Source organism: Streptomyces sp. NPDC059740 (assembly GCF_042733155.1).
GTDB lineage: Bacteria > Actinomycetota > Actinomycetes > Streptomycetales > Streptomycetaceae > Streptomyces.
Genome location: NZ_JBHWGP010000027.1, coordinates 17,345 through 37,317, shown reverse-complemented (window position 1 = coordinate 37,317; position 19,973 = coordinate 17,345). Strand labels below are relative to the sequence as shown.

Below are 19,973 nucleotides of genomic sequence, written 5' to 3'. Positions count from 1 at the left end.
GCTCCGGGTCAGGCGGCGGTGGCGTAGTTGTCGGCGTGGGCGGTGTGGACCCAGGTGCCGTGCCCGAGGCTGATCACGGGGGTGGCGGGGTCGTCTTTCATGCGCTTCAGGGCGGTGCGGACCTGCGGGCCGGGCAGTCCGAGGGCCTTGGCGATGAGGGCGGGGGCGGTTGGCTTTCCGTGGCGCAGGAGGTACTCGACGATGCGGCCCGCGGTGCCCTTCGGCGCTCCGGGAGTGGCGGGAACCGGGGCAGTCTTCTGCATCGGCACCTTCGCCTGGGCCGGTGCCTCGGCCTCGGTGAAGCGGGCCGGGTCGTAGACGTACTCAACGCCATCGTTGCGGCACTGGAGCATCAGGGCGTGCTCGTCCAGCAGGTGACGCACGATCGGCAGGGCGTCGATGCTGGCCGGCTCGATGGGTGTGGTCTCGCCCTCGTGGGCCAGGCCGAAGGCGTCCTCGACGTAGGGGGCGCGCCACATCGCGGATCGGTTGTCGGGGCCGGCGAGGTAGCCGAGGCCGCCGGTGGAGGTGCCGTCGGCGAACTCTCGGGGGATGGCGCCTGGGTCGATGTCGCCGAGGGCGGTTCCGGCGGCCCGCTTACCGGTGGCGCTGCTCCCGGAGCGCAGGACGAGGTTGTTGCCGCCCTGGAGGATGTCGCGGATCAGGGTCTTGCCGCCCAGCTCGTCGGCGTTCGGGGACTGGTTGCAGACGCGGATCTTGATGCCGACCTTGCGGGCTTCCTTGGCCATGTCGGCGATGAGCTTGACGGCCTCCTCGCCGTGCTCCTCGTCGTTGAGGATGTCGTGGGCCTCTTCGATCGTGAGGCAGAGCAGCGGGTCGGGGTCGCCGGGGACGAAGAAGGCACGGCCGATGCGCTCGCGGCCCTTGTCGTCGATCCACTTCAGGCGGTTGTAGCGCTTGCCGCGCTCCTTCATGATCGCGTGGGCGGCGCGAAGGGCGACGATGCCCAGTGCGTTGCCGGGGGCGAACGCGGCGACCGCGTCGGGCCAGTCCGGGAGGGACAGCCCCTCCTGCGGGTCGATGACGATGGAGCAGATCAACGGCGAGCGACGCTCGATGGCGAGGAGAGCATCGACGGTGCGGGACTTGCCGGAGCCGGAGGTGCCGGTGATGAAGTCGTGAACGGCTCCGGAACCAGGGAGCCAGAAGCGGTAGTGGGAGGGCGCGCCGTCGTAGTACACGCCGATCGGCGCGAGACCCGTCTCGACGTTGACGACGTGCTCGTCACCGAACAGGGAGCCTTCCTTGAGAGGGTTCACGGTGAAGACGGTGATGCGGCCGGTGCGGGGACCGATCTTCTCCAGGGCGACGAGGTCGGGGTCCTCGACGCCGATGGACGACAGGACATCGTCCATCGATGCGATCTTGAAGGACTTGCCGCGGGGGGCCTGGATCTCGCCGGACCAGCCGCCGTCGGGGGTGGCGATCGGCGAGAGCAGCTTGGACTTGGGGTAGGGCCCGTCAGCCGCGGCGGCGTACTGCTCCCAGTCGAGCATCTGCTGGGTCAGCTTCGGCGCCGTGGCGGCTGCGGGGCGGCGTCCCCAGCGGCGCCACACCCACGTGCCGTAGACCGCCGACCACACCAGCGAGAAGCCCCACCAGGGGTTTTCGCCCCACTCCGGGCCGCCGGTGGCGGCCATGGTGGTCAGCAGCGCTCCGCCGGTCAGCGGCATCGACAGGCCCATGCGCTGCTCGGTCAGGGACGGCAGGATGCGGGCGGGCAGCCACTGGCCGCGCCAGCGCACCAGGCCCGGCAGGTGGGCCCAGGCGCCCGCCGCAGCGGTGCCGGCCAGCCCCATGGCCAGGGCGGTCTTCCACCCGTCAGGGGCGGCGGAGAGCAGGTCACCGGTGGTGCCCAGGCTGGCGATTCCGGCGGTGACCGCAAGGCGGGCTTTGTTGTCCTTCGCCTTCTCCTTCACGGTCTTCTTCTTCGCTGTCCCCGGGGTCTCCTGACCGCGGGCGGCGGCGAGGAAGGCGTCGACATTGTCGGGGGTCAGGTCGAAGTACGGGCCCTTGGCAGTCTTCTTCTTGGTGGTCATCGGAGTTCCTCTCAGGTGTGCGGGCGGTAGTGGAAGGGCCCGGTGTTCTCCGCCGCCCCCAGACGGTGCTGGGGGCGACAGGCAGCACCGGGGCTGCTACTCGGCGGCGTAGAAGGAGTTCTTCGCCATGGGGACTTCGGCGTCGTCGACAGCCGCCTGGATCAGGTCGTGGCCGCGGCGGGCGGTGCGGGCGGCGACCTCGGCCTGCTGCACGGAGGTGTCGGTCGCGGCCTTGTAGGCCACCGCCGAGGACGTCGACCCGGCCAGGGTGTCGGCGAGCATTGCGATGTTGCCGATGGTCGTGGCGTCGACGTTCAGCGCAGCGAGTTCGGCGGTGACGCCCTGCATGCGCTCGCTGATCTCACCGGACCAGGCGGCGAGGTTGTTCACGTCCTCCTGCCGGCACTCGACCTCCAGCCGGATCACGCCCAGGGCCTGAAGGAGGGAGGTGTGGTTGTCGACCTCGGGGATGGCGGTGATGGGCATCGGGGCTCCTTAGCGGTTGTAGTAGCCGGCCTGGGCGGCCTTCTCGATGGGCGAGGACTGGATGGCCTCGGCGATGCCGCCGTGCGCCTTGTGCGCCGCTTCGGCGACGGCCTGCGCGATGTCGGCGGAGTCCTTCGCGGTGCCGGAGTAGGAGGTGGCGGCCTTGGACTGGTTGGCGATCGACTCGCGCAGCTCGGCGAGGTCGGCGAGCGTGGCGGGGTCGACGTCCTCGGCGGTCAGGCCGGTTTCGATCTCGTCGAGGCGGTTGGACAGGGCCAGGTCGTCGCCGGCGATGGCGGCGGCTTCCTCGGCGCGCATCTCGGCCATGGCGCGGACCAGGGCGAGGGTGTTGAGGAGGCCGTCGAGGGTGCGGACTTCGGGGATGAGGGTGTGCGGGGAGGAGGCCATGTCGACTCCGGTCTTGTCGAGGGTGGGGACGAGGGTGAGGTGGGGGCGGCCGGCAGGTGTCTCGCCGGCGCTGTCGGGCTGGTGGGTGCGGTCTTCAGCGGCGCGGGCCTCGGCGGCGCGGGCCCGCTCCTGGGCGGCGGCCTCCCGCTCCTTGGCCTCCCGGGCTTCCTTCTGCGCCGCCAGGACCTTGGCGTTGGCGGCCTCGCGTTCGGCGGTGCGGGCGCGCTCTTCGGCAGCCGCGGCGCGCTTCTCCGCCGCCGCGATGCGGTCCTCATCGGAGGTGCGGGGGCCCGGCACCGCGGCGGCCGGCTCCTTCGTCTCCTCGACGGCCACGGGCTCGGCCGCGGGCTCGGTCTTCGGCATCTCGGCCGGAGCCGGCGGGTACGACGGGGGCGGCCCGGCCTTGGCGACGGCTTCGGCGGCCCTCCGCTCCGCCGCGGTCTTCTCCCGCTCCGCCTTGCGCCTCTCGGCGCGCTCCGCCATGTGCTGGCGACGCTCGGCGCGGATCTCCGGCCACCGGGTGCGGTAGCCCTCCAGGATCGCGCCCCACATGGTGGCGCCGGTCTCGGTGAGGGTGGCCAGCGGCACCGCTGCCTTCCCACCAAGGGCGGAGGAGCGAGGAGCAGCATTGGAGAAGGTGCCGCCCTTCTCCGTCGGGCCTGGCATCCGCGCCGTCTTGTCCCCGCCCTTGGCGAGGTCGATGACCGTCTTCTCAGCCGTCTTGTCGCGGTGTCGGCGGTCGGTGGTCCCCGCCAGGGACTCCACGCCGCGGGCGCCGGCGTAGGCGATGGCGGCGAGCAGCAGCAGCTCAATCACGGTGGCTGTCCTCTCAGGCGCCGAATGCGGCGCCGACGAGCTGGCCGATGGTGGAGACGACCCAGCCGAGTACGGACTGGACGCCGTGACCGACGGGTCCGGGGATGGTGGCCGCGAGGACCGGGATGACCGCGCCGAGGATGCGGGTGCGGTGCTCGACCTTCCTCGTCAGCAGGTCGTTGACGAACATCGGGACCGCGATCAGGGCGGGCAGGGCGGTGACGACCAGGCCCGTCCACTCGCCGACCATGCCGGTTGTCCAGTCGTTGAGGTCGTTGATGGTGTGGTTCCACCAGGCGCCGGCCGGGGTTGAGACCAGGGCGGCGGACGCGGTCATGATGAGGAGGGCCTGGGCCCGGTCGGTGTGGAGCTTGTTGGTGGCCCGCTTCAGGCCGGGGAGTTTCTCGGAGACGTAGAGGACGGTGGCGCCGGCGGCGCAGGCCCCTCCGGCGGCGGCACTCACAGCGGTCTCGATCATGGTTATGGGTCCTTTCGGGGAGATGGTGGCGGCTTGACGATCAGTTACGGAGCGTCGTATCCTCGCGCGCGCACGCGCGCGGGTGCGCGCGGCCGTACGGGTGGGGCTGGGAGTGACGTGTCACAGCCCTTGTCACAGGGCTTGTCACAGCTCGGCGGTTACTCGGTGTGCGTCTCGCGGACCCGGTCCAGGGCGACGGTGGCGGCCTCGTAGGCCCGGTCGCGGAGGCTGCCAGGGAGCTGGTCGAAGGCGGCGCGCAGCCGGTCGAAGGCGACCGCGGTGACCACGTCCGGGCCTTCGGTGCGGGCCTCCTCGAGGCGGCGGCCCCAGCTTTCGGCGCGGCGGGCGAGCTTCTCGGCGCGGCGCCGGCGGAGGGTCTTCTCGCGCTTCGGGGGGTTGGTCCAGGGGGCGGTCTGCGTGGTCACTGCGGTCTCCTCACGGTCAACGGGGTAGGTTGGGTGGGCGGTCCGCCCCGGCTAGGTCCCGGGACGGGCCGTTTCGCGTGTCACTCGTTGGCGGTGAGCGCCGGGCGCTCGCTGAGGAGCTCTGAGTGGGCGCTCTCGACGCGCTCGCGGATGCGCTGAGCGGTGGGGCGGGAGACCTCGGCCAGGCCCTTAGCGGTGAGCGCGTCGCGGATCTCGGTCCACTCCGGGCGCCGCTCGAGCGTCTTGTAGAGCTTGAGCGTGAGCGCGTCCTGCTGCTCTTTGAGCGCCTTGCGGTCGCTGAGGCTGGGCGCGCTCTGAGCGTCACCCTTCGGGCGCTCGCTCACATGGTGTGCTGCGGTGTTGTGCTTGTGAGCGCGCTCGATGGGCGCGCTCACCGTGGTGCGCTCAGCGGTGCGGGCGGGCACGCTCGCGGTCTCGATGGGCGCGCTCGGGGTCGTCTCGGTGGTGAGCGTGGGCGCGCTCTGAGCGTCGACCGCGGGGGCTGTGGGCTGAGCGTCGGTGGAGTGGGTGGGCGTCTCGCTAGGAGTGAGCGCCGCTCGCTCGGGGGCGCTCACGGGTGTGAGCGTCCAGGGGTTGTTGTGCTTGAGCTGAGCGAGCGCGGGAGCGTGAGCGGATACGGCGAGGTCTTCGAGGAGGAGCGCCTTCTTGGTCGGGTCGGCGGAGACGCCGGCGGTGCGGAGCGCTGAGCGCAGTCGGCGCCGGAGCCATCGGCCGTAGGGGCTCTTCTGGGCCCAGGAGTAGAGGTTGGCGTACCGGTCGACGAGGTTGGCGGCCTGGGTGCGGGCGCGGCGGGCGAGCAGCTCGCTGGCGGTGGTGTCTTCTTCGCCGATGCCGAAGCGGACGAGGAGGCGCTGTCCGAGGCGGCGGGCGATGCGGGCGGCGACGCCCATGGACTTCGCGGTGGCGTCGGCGGCGCGGATTTCCAGGCCCATGGCGAAGTGCCACAGGAGGGCGGCGCCGACGGGGCCGAAGACGGAGCGCCAGGTGCCGGCGACGAGGGCCTGCCAGAAGCCGTGAGCGGTGTCGGCGCCTTCGGTGTAGGCGGGGACGGCGAGGAAGGCGGTGATGATCCAGACGAGGGTGCCGGGGAGTCCGGTGGCCTGCTTGATGCGGAGGTTGTCGCGGGCGGCGAGGGCGAGGGAGAGGAGGACGATTTCGCCGGTGCCGCAGAGGGAGACGCGGGTGAAGGTGTCGGTGATGCCGAGGGCGCTGAAGGTGAAGTGCCAGGCGGTGTTGAGTCCGACGCCGGTGCAGACGACGGCGCCGATGGTGACGGCCGCGCGGCCAGCGGTGGGCAGTTCGACGTCGGGGCCGCGGAACTTGGTGGCGAGGACGGTGGTGAGGAGGAGTAGGGCGGCTGCTGCTGCGATGCCGAGGGCGATGTGGCGGGCGAGGGGGTTGAGGGTGAGGTAGTGGAGGGGGCCGCCGACTCCGGTGTAGAGGCCGGCTGCGGTGGTGAGGGTGGCGGCGAGCTTGGTGAGGGGGCCGGTGCCGCGGCGGGTGGTCTTGGGGGTGGGCTGGGGGGTGTGGGGGGTGGCCCCGGGCAGGGGCTGCCACTCCCCCATGACGAGGGGCTGGGTCGGCTCCGTGGCCGGGGTGGCGGTCATGACGATCGGTGCTCCTGTCGGTGCGGGCTGTCGGTCAGGCGGTGAACTGCTGCTGGGCGGCGGCGACGATCTGGTTGTGGTCGAAGGCGAGCGGGCCCGGGTTGTCGAGGGGGACCCACTCGACGGCGGCGGCGTCATCCCCGGCACGGGCGGTGGTGCCGGTGGGGACGGTGGCGGCGTAGGCGACGGTGACGTACCGGCCGCGGGGATCGCGGTCGGGGGCGTCCCAGACGCCGAGGAGCGTCAGGTCGTCCTCGGCGACCTGGACGCCGGTCTCCTCCAGCAGTTCGCGGACGGCGGCTGCGCGGGAGGCCTCGCCGGCGTCGACGTGACCACCGGGGAGAGCGAGGGAACCCTGGTGCGGGGGCCAGCCTCGGCGGATGGTGAGGATGTGGCCGTCGCGGATGCAGACGACGTCGGCGGTGTAGTAGGGGCGTTCGTTGTTCTCGTGCCAGTCGGTGGTGTCGACGCTGGTGGTCACGGCGGGCTCCTGTCGGTCAGGCGGTGGTGGGGCGGGGCAGGGCGCGGCACTTCTCGGCGTGGGAGTTGGCGTGCTCCCTGGCCTCGCGCTGCTCGCGGTAGTTCGGGTCGTTGTAGGTGTCGCCCTCGCGGCCGTAAGCGCCGCAGCCGCCGCACTCCCACTGGAACCCGTTGGTCTCGTAGGGCTGGCGGGCCGCGTAGGGCGGGCCGGGGCGGAGCCAGCGGGTGGTGAAGCGGGTGGCGCGCACGTCGACGGTGGCTCCGCCGAGGGTGAGGAAGCGCATGACGGCGGTGTCGGTGGGCTTGGCGGTCTGCTCGGTCTCGCTGGGCTGCGCGGTCACGGTGGGCTCCTGGGGCTGCGGGCGGCGGAAGAGGGCAAGCACGGCGGTTTCCTGTCTGGTGTGGGGCCCGGCGGCCAGCCGGGCCCGTGAGGGTTAGGTGGTGGGCCGGGCCTTGGAGGCGTCGAGGAAGTCGTGCGGGTCGATGCCGATCTCCAGGGCCTTGTCGACGGCGCGGTGGGCGTCGGCGATGGCGGCCAGCCAGGTCGGGTCGTCGTAGTGGTCGCGGCCCTGGGCGTGGATGTCGGTGGCGGTCTGGCGGGCGTGGGCGGTGGCGAGTGCGGCGTCGGCGCGGACTCGGGAGGTGAGCCAGGCGGGGAGTGCCATTGGGTGTCTCCTGTCTGATCGGGTGGGTGCGGGGCCCGGCCTGTCGGCTCGACCGGGCCCCGGCTGGTGGGTGGTCAGAAGGTCTTCTCGAGCCTCGCGATCTGGTGCCAGGGGTAGGTGGTCTCCGTTGTCGGGTAGAGGGTGCGGACCATGACGCCGTGGTCAGTGACGTGAAGCTGGACATCGTCGGCGCTGTACTGGGCGCGCTGGACGAGGTCGCCGCTGACGAGGCGGATGGACCAGTCGGTGGGGCGCATGTCAGTTCTCCTTGAGGTGTGGTGCGGGCCCAGGTCGGGCCCCGCGGGAAGGGATGGTCAGGGGTTGATGTGCACGGCCGCGTCATCCGCCCGCCCAGACACGGCCAGCGCCGTCAGCTCGGCGGTGAGGCTGGCGAGGGCGCACTGCGCCGGGTGCCGGTCCCGGGCCTGCCGGGACATGACCGGTGTGGTGCGGGCCCGGCCTTCGAGGACGAGGGCGATGAGCGCGATGACGGACTCCTCGCCGGCGAGGGTGAGGATGTCGCCCGCGGCCTGGTCGCCGGTGGTGACGGGGGTGTCGTGGATGGCGAGGAGGTGGCCGGCGATGGCGGCGTAGTGGTGGCCGCCTTGGGCGACCTCGTCGGCGAGCTGGTGGATGTCGGTGTCGAGATCGCGGATCACTGCTGCCCCCGGGGAATGGCGTGGTCGGAGGTGGTCCAGGCGCGGGAGTGGGTTTCGATGTGGCCGGTGGCGAGGTGCCGGGTGGTGACGGCCCACAGGGCGCCGGTGCGGCCGGTGAGGATGCGGGCCTCGTCGGGGCCGTGGACGGCGATGACCTCGAACGTGCCGGCGGGGTTGTAGTAGTAGGTGCCGGGGGCGCGGTCGCCGATTTCGGCGGCGGCCCGGTCGGTGGGGGTGAGGGTGGTGGTCACAGCTCCTCCTCGACGGTGAAGCCCAGGTCGCGGGCGAAGAAGCTGAGGGCCCAGAACGCGGCGTCGAGGTCGGCGGCGTTGTCCATGAGGTCCATGGCCAGGTCGTCCTCGGTGAGGCCGATGAAGGAGGACTCGACGGCGGCGAGGAGGTCTGCGTCGTAGGGGTTGGGGGTTCCGGTGGCGGTCATCGCGTGGCCTCCCGTTCCTGGCGGATGTAGCGCAGGGCGGTCACCGCGGCGGCGATGGACAGGGCCACGTCGACCCACGTGAGGATCGCCAGGTGCCGGCGGGAGAAGGCGACGGCGAGCAGGGCCAGGGCGAGGGAGAGGCGGAAGGCGCTGGCGGAACCGGCGCCGTGGCGGGCCCAGGTGATGAGGCTGAGGGCGACGAAGGCGAGGCCGGCGGTGGTGGAGATGGTGGCGATGCTCATCGGGCACCCCCGGCGAGGACCGCGAGGGCGGGGCGGGTGTGGGTCGGCTCCGGCTCGCCGGGCATGACGCCGGTCTCGCGGGCCAGGGCGGTCAGCGCCTCGTCGATCGACGGGGAGACCGTCGCCGACTCGGTGGCGGTCGCGGCGGCGTCCGTCCACGGCAGCTCCACCGCGACCAGCTCACCGGTGGCCAACTTCAGAGCGACCGTGAGCTTCTCCGTCAGGAACGCCGCGAGGTTGGCGTCCACCTGGACACCGCCGACCAGGTTCCCGCGGGTGCCGGTCACGCTCAGGGCACCGATCGGGGCGCCCATGTCGGGGTTGGTGGTGAGGTACTGCTCGACGATCGCGGTCAGCGCCCGGGTCAGGTCACGGACGGCGGCGGCGTTGCGGCGCGCCTGCTCGTCAACGCGAGGGGCACGCGGCCCCCGGTCGGCGACGAGGGACAGGAACGCGTCCGGCTGAGAGGGGTGGGGGCGCGAAGGGCGCCCAATGGTGGCGCTGCGTGCGCCCATGGCAGACTTGCTCATGACGAGTTGCCTCCTGGTTTCGGCAGGTAGGGCGGTTCGTATCCGCAGCGAGCTCTCACCTTCGCTACGGACACACGGCCTCGATCCGGCAAGCGCTGGTTCGGGGCCGTTCTGCGTTGCTAGAAAAAGACTCGCACAACCTTGGTTCCATTGCAACCAGGTTGGCGCTAAGATCTGAGGAGATGCAGTGCCCGACAAGCCAGAGAGAGAGGAAGAGGAGTTGGAGACCATCCCCGCGATCGCAGCGCGCCGGGGACACAGCCGCCAGTACGTCGGCCGCCTAGCACGCGAGAACCCGGACTTCCCACGGCCAGTGCTGTCACCCGGAAGCACCCGCATCCGGTACCGCCGGCAGGAAGTCGACGAGTTCTTCAACAATCGCGTGCTGCGGCCAGGCCAGCGGACCGACCTCGAGAAGAAGCGAGAGAAGGAGAAGGGCGTTGAAGGGCATCCCCCCGAGGAGACTGGACAGTGAAGCCCCTCAGCAGCAGTTCGCGCGCTCATGGCAACCTCCAGCAGGTGGTCAACTTCTGCTGCTCACGACACACCTGATGAGGCATCACCGGTAAGTGACAGGTGGTGGGGGCATCCAGATGTCACCCCCCGATGTCACCCCCCAGAGCACTACCGCCCGTGTCAGACTCGCCACTCCCCAGACCCCTGGAGTTGCCGTGACAGACGAACGCCCCGACTGGGCTCGGCGCATAGTCGCCGAGCGCGCCGCTCGCGGCTGGTCCCAGCGTCAAGCCGTCCGTGCCCTGCACGCGCGGCTGGCTGGCCCACAGGCCGACACCTCAGAGGACTCCCTGCTCAGGCAGTGGAAGCGGTGGGAGTCCGGCGAGTCGTTTCCCGACCAGTACGCGGAGCACATCGCCGCGACATTCGGGACCGCGCGGTACGCCATGTTCCCCATCGCCAACCCGCGGCGCGATGGCCGGTCGGAGATCATCGCTGCTTCTGGCTTGGACACCGCCGACATCGTGGCCCGCATGCGGGCTTCGGACATCGACCAGGGCACGCTCGACGCGCTGGCCATCACCGTCGACCGCCTGTGCTGTGAGTACGCGTACATGCCAGCCGAGCAGCTCCTTACCGAGGGGCGAGCCTGGCTCAACCGTGTGGCAAACATGCAGCACCAACGGATCAGCCTCGCCCAGCACCGGCAGATCGTTGCCCTCGCTGGGCAGCTCGCGCTGCTCGTCGGCTGCGTCGAGTACGACTCAGGTCAGCGGGGCAACGCCGAGGCGACTCGGCAGGCCGCACTGAACCTGGGCGGCGAGGCGGGCCACCTGGGCATTCAGGGCTGGGCCTACGAGATGCGCGCCTGGTTCGCGCTGACCGCCGGCGACCTGCGTGGCGTGATCGCCGCGTCGGACGCCGGTATCGCCGCGGCGCCGCATGAGCTGGTCGCGGTGCAACTGTGGGCGCAGAAGGCGAAGGCGTGGGCCCGGATCGGGGACCGGCAGCAGACCGAGGTGGCGCTGGACGCCGGCCGACGGCTGCTCGACACGTTCCCGTACCCAGACAACATCGAGAACCACTTCGTCGTTGACCCGGCGAAGTGGGACTTCTACGCCATGGACTGCTATCGGCGAGTCGGAGAGAACCGGCGCGCGGAGTCCCTGGCGCGGGAGGTGTTGCGGACCGGCATCGACTGGGACGGGACGGAGCGCTCACCGATGCGGAACGCGGAGGCCCGAGTCACGCTCGGCACGGTGGCTGCCCGCGAGGGCGACCTCGACACCGCGCTGGCGTATGGACAGCAGGCCCTCGACGGGCAGAGGCGTTCCCTGCCGAGCCTGGCCATGGTCTCGGGTGACCTCGGCAGTGTCCTGATGGAGCGCTTCCCTGCCGAGGGGGAGGCCCAGGAGTTCGTCCAGCATCTTCAGGAACTGAGGGCGGCGTGATGAGGAGGAGCGCGATGCGTGGTCCGCCGTGAACGAAGCGGCGGCCGACCGGGGTGGAGCCCGATCGACCGCCTGAGTACCGGCGCGATTCGCAGCGGCGCCGAAACCCGTGAACGCCCATCTCAGAGCTGTCCACGCCCGGAAGCCTACTGGTGACCGTCACTAGCAGGCGAGCGGGTGGTGGGCAGCGGAATCGAGCACCCGCATGCCTCCCGAGGTATCCCGCAGCAACCTTCCCCCAGCGGTGACCTTCCAGAGCGGCGCCTGGCTCCTCATGGACCTCGGCATCGTCCAGCACATCACGCACCAGGGCATCCGCTACATCGCCAATCACCATCCCGCGTGGCCGTTCGGTCCCGGGCGGCGGCACCAGTACTGGGAGCTGGCTGGCGCCACGGTCATGGCGACCGAACCGTTCATCGCGTTCTTCGAAGAGCATCCGCATACAGACCCTGGCCCCCAGGCGTCGCGGGTCTCCCGGTGACCCGCATACCGGGCGTTGCCGGGAGCCGCGCAGGGCCCCGGATACGCAGAACGGCCGGCGAGTCTCCAGCTCACCGACCGTCCGAAGCGCAACACGGCGAGCAGCCACTCGCCGCATCAACAGGTCCCACTCGTTCAGAAGGGGGCTACCCGCATGTGCAGGGTACCGCTACCTCTTGTCTTCACCGCAAGGCGTCCCCGCTCTGTGACCGTGATCCTTCGCACGGCGGAGGCGGTCGCGTGAGTATCGAGGCGTACAACTACAGCATCACCTTGAAGGTCGGCGACCTCGGCGCCAAGTTCGTCCATGGCCGGTTGGCCGACCGTGCCGACGAACGCTTCACCTGCTTCCCATCCGTGCCGCTGATCGCTGCGGAGATGGAGAAGTCGGAGCGCACGGTGCAGCGCGCGCTGGCCTACCTGCGTGAGCGTGGCTTCATCTCGGACCGCGAGAACTTCCGGGCAGACGGTTCGCAGACCACAAACCGGTATCAGCTTCACGGACCGTGGGATGAGTACGGCGGCACCGGGGTGCCGTTCCCGCAGATCGTCACCCCGCGGCAGGTTCGGCAGGAGATGTGGGCGCAGGCGCCGGCCGAGGGTTCGTTCCGGGATGGCACGGCAGCCGCGGTGGCTCTCATTCAGGATGAGGCGGCCCGGCAGGAGGCGGTTCGGCGCGCCGAGATCGCTCGGGCTCATGCGGAGGCGATCGAGGAGTCGAAGTCGCGGCGAGGGAAGAAGGCCGCGGAGGCCTCGCGGAAGGCCGCTCAGGAGGCCTCTCGGGAGAGCGACGGCGATGCCCCTGAGGACGTTCCCGCAGGGCAGGAGGGGGTGACAGACATGTCACCGGGGCCTACGACACCTGTGTCACCCCCGCCGGTGACGCCAGTGTCACCCCTTGAACCCTCAGCCCCCTCCCACAGTGGTGACGACGTCTTTCCGGACGGCCGTAGGCCATCTGACGGTGGGGTACGTGCGCGCGTGGGGAGCGGCTCCGCCGCGTCCGGCAAGACGAAGCCCTCCCCTCTGAAGCAGCGCTACAGCCGCGAGCAGTGGGCCCAGATCCGCACGGTCATGGCCGGCTTCCCGGCCGAGCTGGAGGTGCCGTGGATCGAGGTGGTGGCTGACGGCATCGTGAAGGCGCTCGCCGAGGACACCCCACAGCACCGGACTGCCACGCAGCTCGCTGAGCGGATCGCGTGGCGGTGGGACGTCCACGGCTGGGCGCTTCGCCTGGCCAGCGGCGAGGTGATCCGCAAGCCGGTCGGTGTCGCACTGGACCTGATCCGTGAGTACGGCCGCGACGACAAGTGGGGCTGCCCGAACCCGCGGTGTGAGAACGGCACGGACGTCGACGACGGCACTCCCTGCAACGTGTGCCCGGAGCGTCTGGCGGCCCGTCAGACGGCTCGGGAGCACGAGCGGACCCAGGACGGCCAGGAGCCACCTGCGAGGTCCGTAGAGGGACAAGCGACGCCTGTACCGGTACCCCGCCGGCAGGTTGACCCCATGCAGAACTGTGACCGTTGCGACCACGCCTTCCGGGCGCCGGAGCCGGGCGTGTGCAAGGACTGTCGCGCTGAGGGAGCCGAGCAGCTCCAGCAGCCCGCCTTCGCCCCGTTCTGACCCACACCGTTGTCAGTGCCGGCGGGTCTACTGGGCCCGCCGGCACCGCCGCCAGGAGAGCAGGTCCTCTTCATGACCAACCCCTACATGCACGCCAACGAGCGCACCGGCCTCTACCGACTCTTCGCCGAGGACGGCCAACTCCTCTACCTCGGTATCGCCGTCAGACCCAAGGTCCGCTGGAAGCAGCACGCCCTGGATAAGCCCTGGTGGCACCTGGTCGCGTCCAAGACGGTCGAGTGGCACGACAACCGCGCCAGCGCCCTCGCTGCTGAAGAGGCCGCTACGGCGACCGAGAAGCCTCTGTACGACATGTCCTGGCGCCGCTCCAGGAGAGGCGAACGGCGTTACGACGCGACCTCCGACCAGAACGCGGTGCGGGTCCACATTCTCACTGGGATCGCCGAGGGGCCGTACTGGGCGGGAACACAGCTCTCAGCCAGCCAGATAGCGCAAGCCTGCAACGTCGCTCAGTCGACGGCGTCCTTCGTTCTGTACCAGCTCTCTGAACGAGGAGGACCACTGGCGATGCCCAAGCGCTTCAGGTACGAGGTGACCAAAGAAGCGGGTCTTCCGTGTCCTGCCGCCGTCGAGGGTGCCCAGGAGGGCGACTGCAATGACTCAGGACGCATGACCGTGTGGGAGCTTCGAGCGCGTCTCTTCAGCTTCGTCCAGGACGGAGCCGACGAGGAAGACCTGCCGACCTTCGCCGCCGCGCTCGACGAGTACGTAGCATCCCTCGGGCTGCTGGCCTCTGCCCCGCTGGAGTCCGCATGACCGTCACCGCCAAGGCCTCCCTGTTCCGCAGGAAGGCCCCTCAGACTTCCCCGGAGCGCAGGAAGATTTGGTGCCGGTCAGCCACGAGGGCGGTGGGCAGCGGTCGGAGCCGGCACGTCCGCGCCTGCGTCTCCTAGCGCCCATCCAGTAGGCCCTCGGCCGACTGCGCTGCCTGTGCGGAGTTCGGCGGCACTGACCTCTCGTCACGAGACTGAGGAGTCCTTCGCGCGTTTGAGGCGCTTCTGCTGGGTCCGACCTATCAGAAGATGCAGCCGGTGGTCAGCGCGGTGACCACCGCCTTGATGTCGCTGTTGTCGATGGAGCGAAAGACGCGGTGGAGGTTCACGCGGTGTTGGCCGGCGATCGACGCCGCGACGGCCAGTACCGCGATCTCGCTGGAGGACTGCGGCAGACCGTGATCGATCAGCGCGCCGACTGCGTCCCACTCGACCCACGGCCGCCCCTCCTCCCGGGTCACGGCGCTCGCCAGGGCGCCGTCCGGCTCCAGCAGCTCGCGCAGCCAGAAGCCGTCCTGGTGGGCGGCCAGCAGGCCGACGGCGGCGTTGACGGCCTCGTTGCCGACGCCCTCCAGCAGGGTTCGGGCCAGGTCGGGCACGGTGGCGGTGTCGCCGGTCATCTCGGTGCTCTCTACGGGGTCGGGGGCGATGTCCCAGCCAGTGTGGGGTCCGTACCGGTCCGGGCCGGGGATTTGAGCGCAGCCGCGCGGGAGGACCACACGTCCGTGGCGACCTACGACTCCTAGCGCCCGCGCCGTAGCCCGTTCGGCCCCCAGCAGCCGGTCTGGCAGGCCACGATAGGTGTACTGGACCGGCAGAAGGCGTCGCAGGTCAGAAGCAACGGAAGGGATCTTGTGGACCAGGAGAGCGTCGAGGAGATGCGGCAGCAATTCGTGGAAGACCGCCAGAAACGCGCGCGGGCCATCATCCCCACCCCGTGGCCCCAACTGACGGAGCTGGCCGCGATCACCTACCGGTACAAGGCCGGCTTCGTCGCCGAGCGCGGCAGCAGGGAAGCCAAGATCGGTCGGGACATCGCCGTGCACGCCGCCGAGGCCGGCATCCCGACCGTCCTGTTCACCGGCTACCCCCCGGCCCGCGTCCCCGAGACCCTGCTCATCGACACGAAGCCGAACCCCACCCCTGACGACATCAACGCCCGGGGACGCACACTGATCCGAGGACGGATGCCGGAACTGCTGGTGGTCGAACGCTTCGAGCGGATCGGTACTTCCCACCCGGAGCAGCCAGTCCTTGAGGCGGACTCGGAGGAGGAACGCGAAGACCTCTCGTGGGGTGACCGCTTGATGTGGGCCGTCCGCGACGTTCACCTCGACTACCCCAGCATCTACACCACCGTCGCGAACAAGGTTGACCCGACGCGGCCCCTGCTCAAGTCGGTGGAGAGCACCGATCACCCGGGGATGGTGATGACCGACGTGTGCCGGCCTGTGCTCATGGTTCGCCGCAGCGGACCGACAACAGTCGACGTGCGCTTCGAGGTGGACGCGCTGGAGTATCGCGTCGGGCCGTACACAGTCGAGTGGGAGCCCCTTCAGATTCGGTAGCCCTCTCTGTCCGGGGCTAGCGCCACGGTCCCGGGCAGAGCCTGATCAAACGCCGGTCACGCGCTCGCTGGTCGCGGGAGGATGCGGTCAGGCGCCGCGGCACCGGCCGGCGCCCCTGTACGAGGAGGAGACCATGCCCGACCTGCCCCCGCTGCCCGGCATCCCCGGCCCGCACCAGAACCTGCGACGGGCCTACGAGCTGGCCAACTCCGCAGCCGACTCCATCTACCACGACGACTACCGCGAGGCCGAGGCGTACACCCGCCTCGGAGACCTCCACGTGGCCATGGCCCAGGCACAGGTCGCCGCAGGGCCGCCGCCCGAGGGCTGGAAGACCACGGAAGACGACGGGGCCTGAGCCGGTCACTCGAGGACACAACGGGCGTCTGGCCTGACCTGGCGCCTGAACGCAGCGAGGCCCACCCCGGTCGGGGTGGGCCTTCGTACTGCTGCATCCCCGGACACGCGGGGTGGTACCGCGACCTCGAACGGGAGTAGGAGCGGTTCATCCCCGGACTGGCGGGGTGTGATCACAGGCTGGCACGCCTCGCCGGCATCCCGACGGTGCCACGCCGATCAGGCACGGTCAGTCAGTCCGCCGGCGTCCACGGCCCATCCGGCGTGGTGTTCGCGCCGTCGCACAACCAGCAGTCCCACACATCCGGCACCCGGTACAGCTCACGCCACCAGCCCGTCGGCTCGCCGTAGAGGACGTTCTCCTCCCCGCACCACCCGCACACGAACTCGAAGTTCACCGTCTGCCTCCCCGCCCCCGACGACACCACCTTGCTACCAGCCCCGGCCCGGCCTGACGAGGGCGCCACCAGCCGCCTACGGCCCTCCAGGCGGGTACCAGCCAGCCGGGGACCTGGCGCCCCGCCTCCCGTGCCCCCACGGCGCTCTCTGGGACCCTGCGGGCCTGCGTCTCGTGCACGACACCGCCACCGACCTGCGTAACGCAGGTCCAGCCCCGGCCCTCCCGGAGCGCAGACACGGGCATGACGTAACGTGGACACACCCCACCAAACCGAAGGACCCCCATGCCCGGGATGCGGAAGAAAGCCCGCAACACCTGCCAGCGCGCCGGCGACGAGACCGTCAAGCCCTCCCACATCGGCTGGCTCCTTGACATCCCCACCCGCTACATCCCGGCCGACGTGCTCCCCATGACCGGCAACCAAGCCCTCGCCGCCGAGAAGAACCTGCCGGCCTGGGTCGCCGAAGGCCAGGAGAAGCACCGCGAGTACCTCGCCAAGCGGGCCGAGGCACGCTCCCGCCCCCGTCCGTGGAAGCTGGACGACCTCGTCGCCGAGTACACCCTGGACGGCCTCAAGGACGGCCTGCCGTTCGCGCAGGCGCACCGCATGGCGAAGAAGGCAGCCCGGGAGGCGCGGGACACTATCGGCGTCCAGGCGGCCGGGGAGCTGGTCCACGCGGGCATGCTCGGCCGAGCCGGCGCCATCGCAGACCGGGCGCAAGAGCAGGCTGGAGAGCAGCCGCAGTAGCCCCTCCCGGCGCGCACGCCGGCAGGGGTGCCTTGCTGTCGTCCGGCGCCCTGTCAGCTGCTCCCGCTACGGTGAAGCACGAGCCACCGTCCCTGGGGAGAACCTATGCCCGCCGGACCCTCCAAAGCCGCCCTCGCCGCCTGGGCCGACCTCAACGACCGGCAGCAGGCCACCCTCACCGCCATCTACACCATCGAGCAGGGCATCGAGCGTTCCCGCCGCCGCGCTGCGGCCCGCGGCAACTACGACGACACCCCCGCCGCCATCTGGCGCCGAATCGACTTCGCCTACGCCCACGACTTCGGGCCCGTCGGCCTCACCACCGCGCTCCAAGACGCGCTCGCCATGAACGGGTGGCACAGCCAAGGCAACGGCTCCACGATGGGCGCCCTCGAACGCCGCGGCCTCATCACCCAGGACGCCTACACGAGCCGTTGGGGTCGGATGCTGACCGTAACCCTCACCCGCGCTGGCCGAGCCGCCGCCCGTGCAGGCAACGACCTCAACGCCACGCCCAAAGCAGCGCTCGGCCGACGGTCCTGGGAAGTTCTTGCCGCACTGTGGGCTGCTGACCAGCGAGGGGAGGCCCTGAATTGGGGCTACTCGTCCACCATCGAGAACGTCCTCATCGGCAAGCACATCCCGCCGCTGGCCCAGCAACTTGAGTTCGACAGTGATCGCGGGGACCGCCTCACGCTGACTGGTCTGACTGGGCGGGGCCTGGGCTACGAGATCACCGAACGGGGCCGCGACTTCTACCGCCAGCAGTACGCCGCACACGTAGCCGCCCACCCGGACGTGCGCGCGCCGCACCCTGACGGCGCCGCCGCCGAGCCCTGGCCGAAGAAGGTCGACGAACTCCTTGACGCTCACGCCGGCCACTTCGGCCAGCTCCGCAAGGCGTGGGAGACAGCGCACGCCGACCGCACCGTGGCCCTCAAAGAAGCCGCCGCCGAGCCGCCCGACACCGCCGCCAGCCTGCCCGAGGCTGTTGCCGCCCAGATCACGGCCCGGTACGAGCTGTGGCGGGAGACCGCCCGGCAGCGCGCCGTCCTCGCCGACGCCCACGTAGAAGACCTTCGCCAGCGCTGCGAGCGCGCCGCCCGCGACTACGCTGTCGCCGCGCTCGCCGCGTTCCGCGCCGCCGTGGCAGGTAAGCACCCCCTTGAGGACCTGACGCCGCCCACCGACGACGTCGACAGTTGGGACGAGGAGCGCCTGTCGCCGCCAGCGGAGACCGGTATCCACGTCATCGACGCCGAGGCGAAGAAGCTGCACGCCGCCGCAGTGGGGAAGCCGCTGAAGCGCCGCGGCCCAGCCCCGAAACGCCACCGCAGGTACGCGAGCCTCCTGCCTGAGAAGCCCCCGGCGCCTGGGAGCGCGCTGTGTGACCTCGCGCAGTTCCTGCGCCTTGAGGTGCAGGGCGGGGAGCTGCTGCGCCGGCTGCACCCTGGCGCTGGGCAGCCTGCCGCCCGCTGACCGTCCCGCAGGCGGGGTGTCGGCCACCGGCGAACAGCATCACGCCAACCCGCCCCACACCGCCCACACACACGCCCCGGCCTCCGCTACAACCAGGACCGGGGCGTCGTCGCGTCGAAGGGCAACCGCAGTGATCCTGACCATCAACGTGGCACTGCTACTCGCCATCATCGTCATCCTGCGGTGGCGCCGCCCCGTCGAACCCCGCACCCGCGCCGACCAGACCTTCGGCATCATCGTCATCCTCATCCTCGGCCTGGTCCTCGCCCCCACCGACGTCGGCCAAGGCATCCTCCACGGCGTGCAGCAGCTCCTCCACGGCATCACCCAGATCAAGCTGTGACGCCACCCGGGGCGCCCTGTGGCGTTGAGCAGGGTGACGAAAGGAGCTGGCATGGCTGAGGAGTGGGTCGACCCGCGGTACGCCGAGGTGGTCGCCGCATGGGACGAGGCCGCCGAGGAGGACGGGCCACAGGTGCGCGGCTTCATCGTCGACAGCCCGGAGGAGCACTCCGCCTGACCCCGGCCTGCTGGTGCGCCGCACCGCACGCTCTCTGCGAAGCAACACCGCACCTGACCTGCCGATTTATGCCCGTACACTCTTTCGGGCGGACACTCCCCACACATTCCCGGTGAGGGCGAGCGCGCCCGGGGTCTTTCGGTTTACGCCCCCTGTAGAGCAGAGCGCTTTCCAACCCTGTTCGCCCTGAGCCACTGCCCGCCACACACCACCGTGGCGGGCTTTCTGCTGCGCTCGCTTCCGCATCAGTCGCGCCGAAGCGAGCCCTACGCCCCCTGAAGTCCCAGAGGCCCCGCCCAAGCAATCGACTCACTAGAGGACCTAGCGAAGGGCCCTTGCGCGGCTAACCCCTCGCTGTAGTCCCATCAGCCCCGCCGACAGCCGGCGGGCCTTCTGCTGTCCGCCCCACTGCGCACCAACCACCGCCAAGCCCCCGCACCCAGTGCGCCCGGGGCCTACCCCGTCACGCCCAGACCTGGAGGAACCATGTCCCGAATCCGCCCTGCCAACGGCGCCGTTCCGTTCCTGTACGGCTACCTCAACCGCGCCCACACCGTCCTCGCCGTCTGGTGCCCGCCCTGCAACGACTGGCACCTCCACCACGACCTGTACCGCCCCGGCACGACCGTCCACGCAGAAGCGGCCTGCACCCGGCCCGGCAGCCCATACCGGGCCGGCGGCTACGACGTCAACATCACCTACATCCCCCTCGACCACGTCCTGCGGCAGGCCCGTCTCTACCGCTGACCCCGGCCCGGAACGACGAAGGCGGGCC

Annotated in this window: 29 protein-coding genes; 12 read left to right on the top strand and 17 right to left on the bottom strand. The window is 70.7% G+C overall.

Annotated features, from left to right (window positions below):
- Positions 1-8: 8 nt before the first annotated feature.
- The 15 genes from ACFV3R_RS25265 to ACFV3R_RS25195 form a co-directional block, all read right to left on the bottom strand.
- The gene (locus ACFV3R_RS25265) at positions 9-2,060 is read right to left on the bottom strand and encodes a hypothetical protein (RefSeq protein WP_385587467.1); all 2,052 of its coding nucleotides are present in this window, start codon (positions 2,058-2,060) and stop codon (positions 9-11) included.
- 96 nt (positions 2,061-2,156) lie between these two features.
- On the bottom strand, positions 2,157-2,546 hold the full coding sequence (locus ACFV3R_RS25260; protein WP_385587464.1) for a hypothetical protein: 390 nt from the start codon (positions 2,544-2,546) through the stop codon (positions 2,157-2,159).
- A 9-nt stretch (positions 2,547-2,555) separates the two neighbouring features.
- Positions 2,556-3,770: a hypothetical protein gene (locus ACFV3R_RS25255; protein WP_385587461.1), complete on the bottom strand. Its 1,215-nt coding sequence runs from the start codon at positions 3,768-3,770 to the stop codon at positions 2,556-2,558.
- A gap of 13 nt (positions 3,771-3,783) precedes the next feature.
- On the bottom strand, positions 3,784-4,248 hold the full coding sequence (locus ACFV3R_RS25250) for a hypothetical protein (RefSeq protein WP_385587458.1): 465 nt from the start codon (positions 4,246-4,248) through the stop codon (positions 3,784-3,786).
- A 158-nt stretch (positions 4,249-4,406) separates the two neighbouring features.
- Positions 4,407-4,673, bottom strand: coding sequence for a hypothetical protein (locus ACFV3R_RS25245; protein ID WP_385587455.1), 267 nt, complete (start codon positions 4,671-4,673; stop codon positions 4,407-4,409).
- Positions 4,674-4,753: 80 nt separating this feature from the next.
- A complete protein-coding gene (locus tag ACFV3R_RS25240; protein WP_385587452.1) occupies positions 4,754-6,301 on the bottom strand; it encodes a hypothetical protein in 1,548 nt (515 codons plus the stop codon).
- Positions 6,302-6,335: 34 nt separating this feature from the next.
- Positions 6,336-6,782, bottom strand: a complete 447-nt coding sequence (locus ACFV3R_RS25235; RefSeq protein WP_385587449.1) for an NUDIX domain-containing protein — start codon at positions 6,780-6,782, stop codon at positions 6,336-6,338.
- Between the two features lie 16 nt (positions 6,783-6,798).
- Entirely contained in the window at positions 6,799-7,164 is a 366-nt protein-coding gene (locus ACFV3R_RS25230; RefSeq protein ID WP_385587446.1) for a hypothetical protein, read from the bottom strand.
- A 51-nt stretch (positions 7,165-7,215) separates the two neighbouring features.
- On the bottom strand, positions 7,216-7,446 hold the full coding sequence (locus ACFV3R_RS25225) for a hypothetical protein (RefSeq protein WP_385587443.1): 231 nt from the start codon (positions 7,444-7,446) through the stop codon (positions 7,216-7,218).
- A 74-nt stretch (positions 7,447-7,520) separates the two neighbouring features.
- Positions 7,521-7,703 (bottom strand): hypothetical protein, encoded by a 183-nt coding sequence (locus tag ACFV3R_RS25220; protein WP_385587440.1) that lies wholly within the window; start codon positions 7,701-7,703, stop codon positions 7,521-7,523.
- Between the two features lie 57 nt (positions 7,704-7,760).
- Positions 7,761-8,105: a hypothetical protein gene (locus ACFV3R_RS25215; RefSeq protein ID WP_385587437.1), complete on the bottom strand. Its 345-nt coding sequence runs from the start codon at positions 8,103-8,105 to the stop codon at positions 7,761-7,763.
- A complete protein-coding gene (locus ACFV3R_RS25210) occupies positions 8,102-8,356 on the bottom strand; it encodes a hypothetical protein (protein ID WP_385587434.1) in 255 nt (84 codons plus the stop codon). The genes ACFV3R_RS25215 and ACFV3R_RS25210 overlap by 4 nt, the downstream gene beginning before the upstream one ends.
- The gene (locus ACFV3R_RS25205; RefSeq protein WP_385587431.1) at positions 8,353-8,544 is read right to left on the bottom strand and encodes a hypothetical protein; all 192 of its coding nucleotides are present in this window, start codon (positions 8,542-8,544) and stop codon (positions 8,353-8,355) included. Before ACFV3R_RS25205 ends, ACFV3R_RS25210 begins: the two co-directional genes overlap by 4 nt.
- On the bottom strand, positions 8,541-8,786 hold the full coding sequence (locus ACFV3R_RS25200) for a hypothetical protein (RefSeq protein WP_385587428.1): 246 nt from the start codon (positions 8,784-8,786) through the stop codon (positions 8,541-8,543). Before ACFV3R_RS25200 ends, ACFV3R_RS25205 begins: the two co-directional genes overlap by 4 nt.
- Entirely contained in the window at positions 8,783-9,316 is a 534-nt protein-coding gene (locus ACFV3R_RS25195) for a hypothetical protein (protein WP_385587425.1), read from the bottom strand. The genes ACFV3R_RS25200 and ACFV3R_RS25195 overlap by 4 nt, the downstream gene beginning before the upstream one ends.
- Positions 9,317-9,503: 187 nt before the next feature.
- On the opposite strand from ACFV3R_RS25195, the gene ACFV3R_RS25190 reads away from it, so the two are divergent.
- From ACFV3R_RS25190 to ACFV3R_RS25170, 5 genes are all read left to right on the top strand, one after another.
- On the top strand, positions 9,504-9,791 hold the full coding sequence (locus ACFV3R_RS25190; protein ID WP_385587422.1) for a helix-turn-helix transcriptional regulator: 288 nt from the start codon (positions 9,504-9,506) through the stop codon (positions 9,789-9,791).
- Positions 9,792-9,987: 196 nt separating this feature from the next.
- Positions 9,988-11,223, top strand: a complete 1,236-nt coding sequence (locus ACFV3R_RS25185) for an XRE family transcriptional regulator (protein ID WP_385587419.1) — start codon at positions 9,988-9,990, stop codon at positions 11,221-11,223.
- 244 nt (positions 11,224-11,467) lie between these two features.
- On the top strand, positions 11,468-11,707 hold the full coding sequence (locus ACFV3R_RS25180; protein ID WP_385587416.1) for a hypothetical protein: 240 nt from the start codon (positions 11,468-11,470) through the stop codon (positions 11,705-11,707).
- Between the two features lie 239 nt (positions 11,708-11,946).
- Entirely contained in the window at positions 11,947-13,332 is a 1,386-nt protein-coding gene (locus ACFV3R_RS25175; RefSeq protein WP_385587414.1) for a helix-turn-helix domain-containing protein, read from the top strand.
- 72 nt (positions 13,333-13,404) lie between these two features.
- Positions 13,405-14,109, top strand: a complete 705-nt coding sequence (locus ACFV3R_RS25170) for a hypothetical protein (protein ID WP_385587411.1) — start codon at positions 13,405-13,407, stop codon at positions 14,107-14,109.
- Between the two features lie 259 nt (positions 14,110-14,368).
- Here the strand turns inward: ACFV3R_RS25170 and ACFV3R_RS25165 are convergent, their stop codons facing one another.
- On the bottom strand, positions 14,369-14,746 hold the full coding sequence (locus ACFV3R_RS25165) for a hypothetical protein (RefSeq protein WP_385587408.1): 378 nt from the start codon (positions 14,744-14,746) through the stop codon (positions 14,369-14,371).
- 234 nt (positions 14,747-14,980) lie between these two features.
- Between ACFV3R_RS25165 and ACFV3R_RS25160 the strand changes: the two genes are divergently transcribed.
- Both ACFV3R_RS25160 and ACFV3R_RS25155 read left to right on the top strand, forming a co-directional pair.
- Complete coding sequence (locus ACFV3R_RS25160; protein WP_385587405.1) at positions 14,981-15,694, top strand: hypothetical protein; 714 nt, start codon at positions 14,981-14,983, stop codon at positions 15,692-15,694.
- Positions 15,695-15,827: 133 nt separating this feature from the next.
- Complete coding sequence (locus ACFV3R_RS25155) at positions 15,828-16,052, top strand: hypothetical protein (RefSeq protein WP_385587402.1); 225 nt, start codon at positions 15,828-15,830, stop codon at positions 16,050-16,052.
- A 232-nt stretch (positions 16,053-16,284) separates the two neighbouring features.
- Here ACFV3R_RS25155 and ACFV3R_RS25150 read toward each other — a convergent pair whose 3' ends face one another.
- A complete protein-coding gene (locus ACFV3R_RS25150; RefSeq protein WP_385587399.1) occupies positions 16,285-16,449 on the bottom strand; it encodes a hypothetical protein in 165 nt (54 codons plus the stop codon).
- Between the two features lie 294 nt (positions 16,450-16,743).
- On the opposite strand from ACFV3R_RS25150, the gene ACFV3R_RS25145 reads away from it, so the two are divergent.
- The 5 genes from ACFV3R_RS25145 (at position 16,744) to ACFV3R_RS25125 (ending at position 19,945) form a co-directional block, all read left to right on the top strand.
- On the top strand, positions 16,744-17,199 hold the full coding sequence (locus ACFV3R_RS25145) for a hypothetical protein (protein ID WP_385587396.1): 456 nt from the start codon (positions 16,744-16,746) through the stop codon (positions 17,197-17,199).
- Positions 17,200-17,304: 105 nt separating this feature from the next.
- Positions 17,305-18,678 (top strand): hypothetical protein, encoded by a 1,374-nt coding sequence (locus tag ACFV3R_RS25140; RefSeq protein WP_385587393.1) that lies wholly within the window; start codon positions 17,305-17,307, stop codon positions 18,676-18,678.
- A gap of 130 nt (positions 18,679-18,808) precedes the next feature.
- Positions 18,809-19,021, top strand: coding sequence for a hypothetical protein (locus tag ACFV3R_RS25135; RefSeq protein WP_385587390.1), 213 nt, complete (start codon positions 18,809-18,811; stop codon positions 19,019-19,021).
- Positions 19,022-19,072: 51 nt separating this feature from the next.
- A complete protein-coding gene (locus ACFV3R_RS25130) occupies positions 19,073-19,198 on the top strand; it encodes a hypothetical protein (protein ID WP_385587387.1) in 126 nt (41 codons plus the stop codon).
- A gap of 486 nt (positions 19,199-19,684) precedes the next feature.
- Positions 19,685-19,945 carry a hypothetical protein gene (locus ACFV3R_RS25125; RefSeq protein ID WP_385587384.1) on the top strand — a complete coding sequence of 87 codons (261 nt, stop codon included), beginning with the start codon at positions 19,685-19,687 and terminating at the stop codon, positions 19,943-19,945.
- Positions 19,946-19,973: the final 28 nt, after the last annotated feature.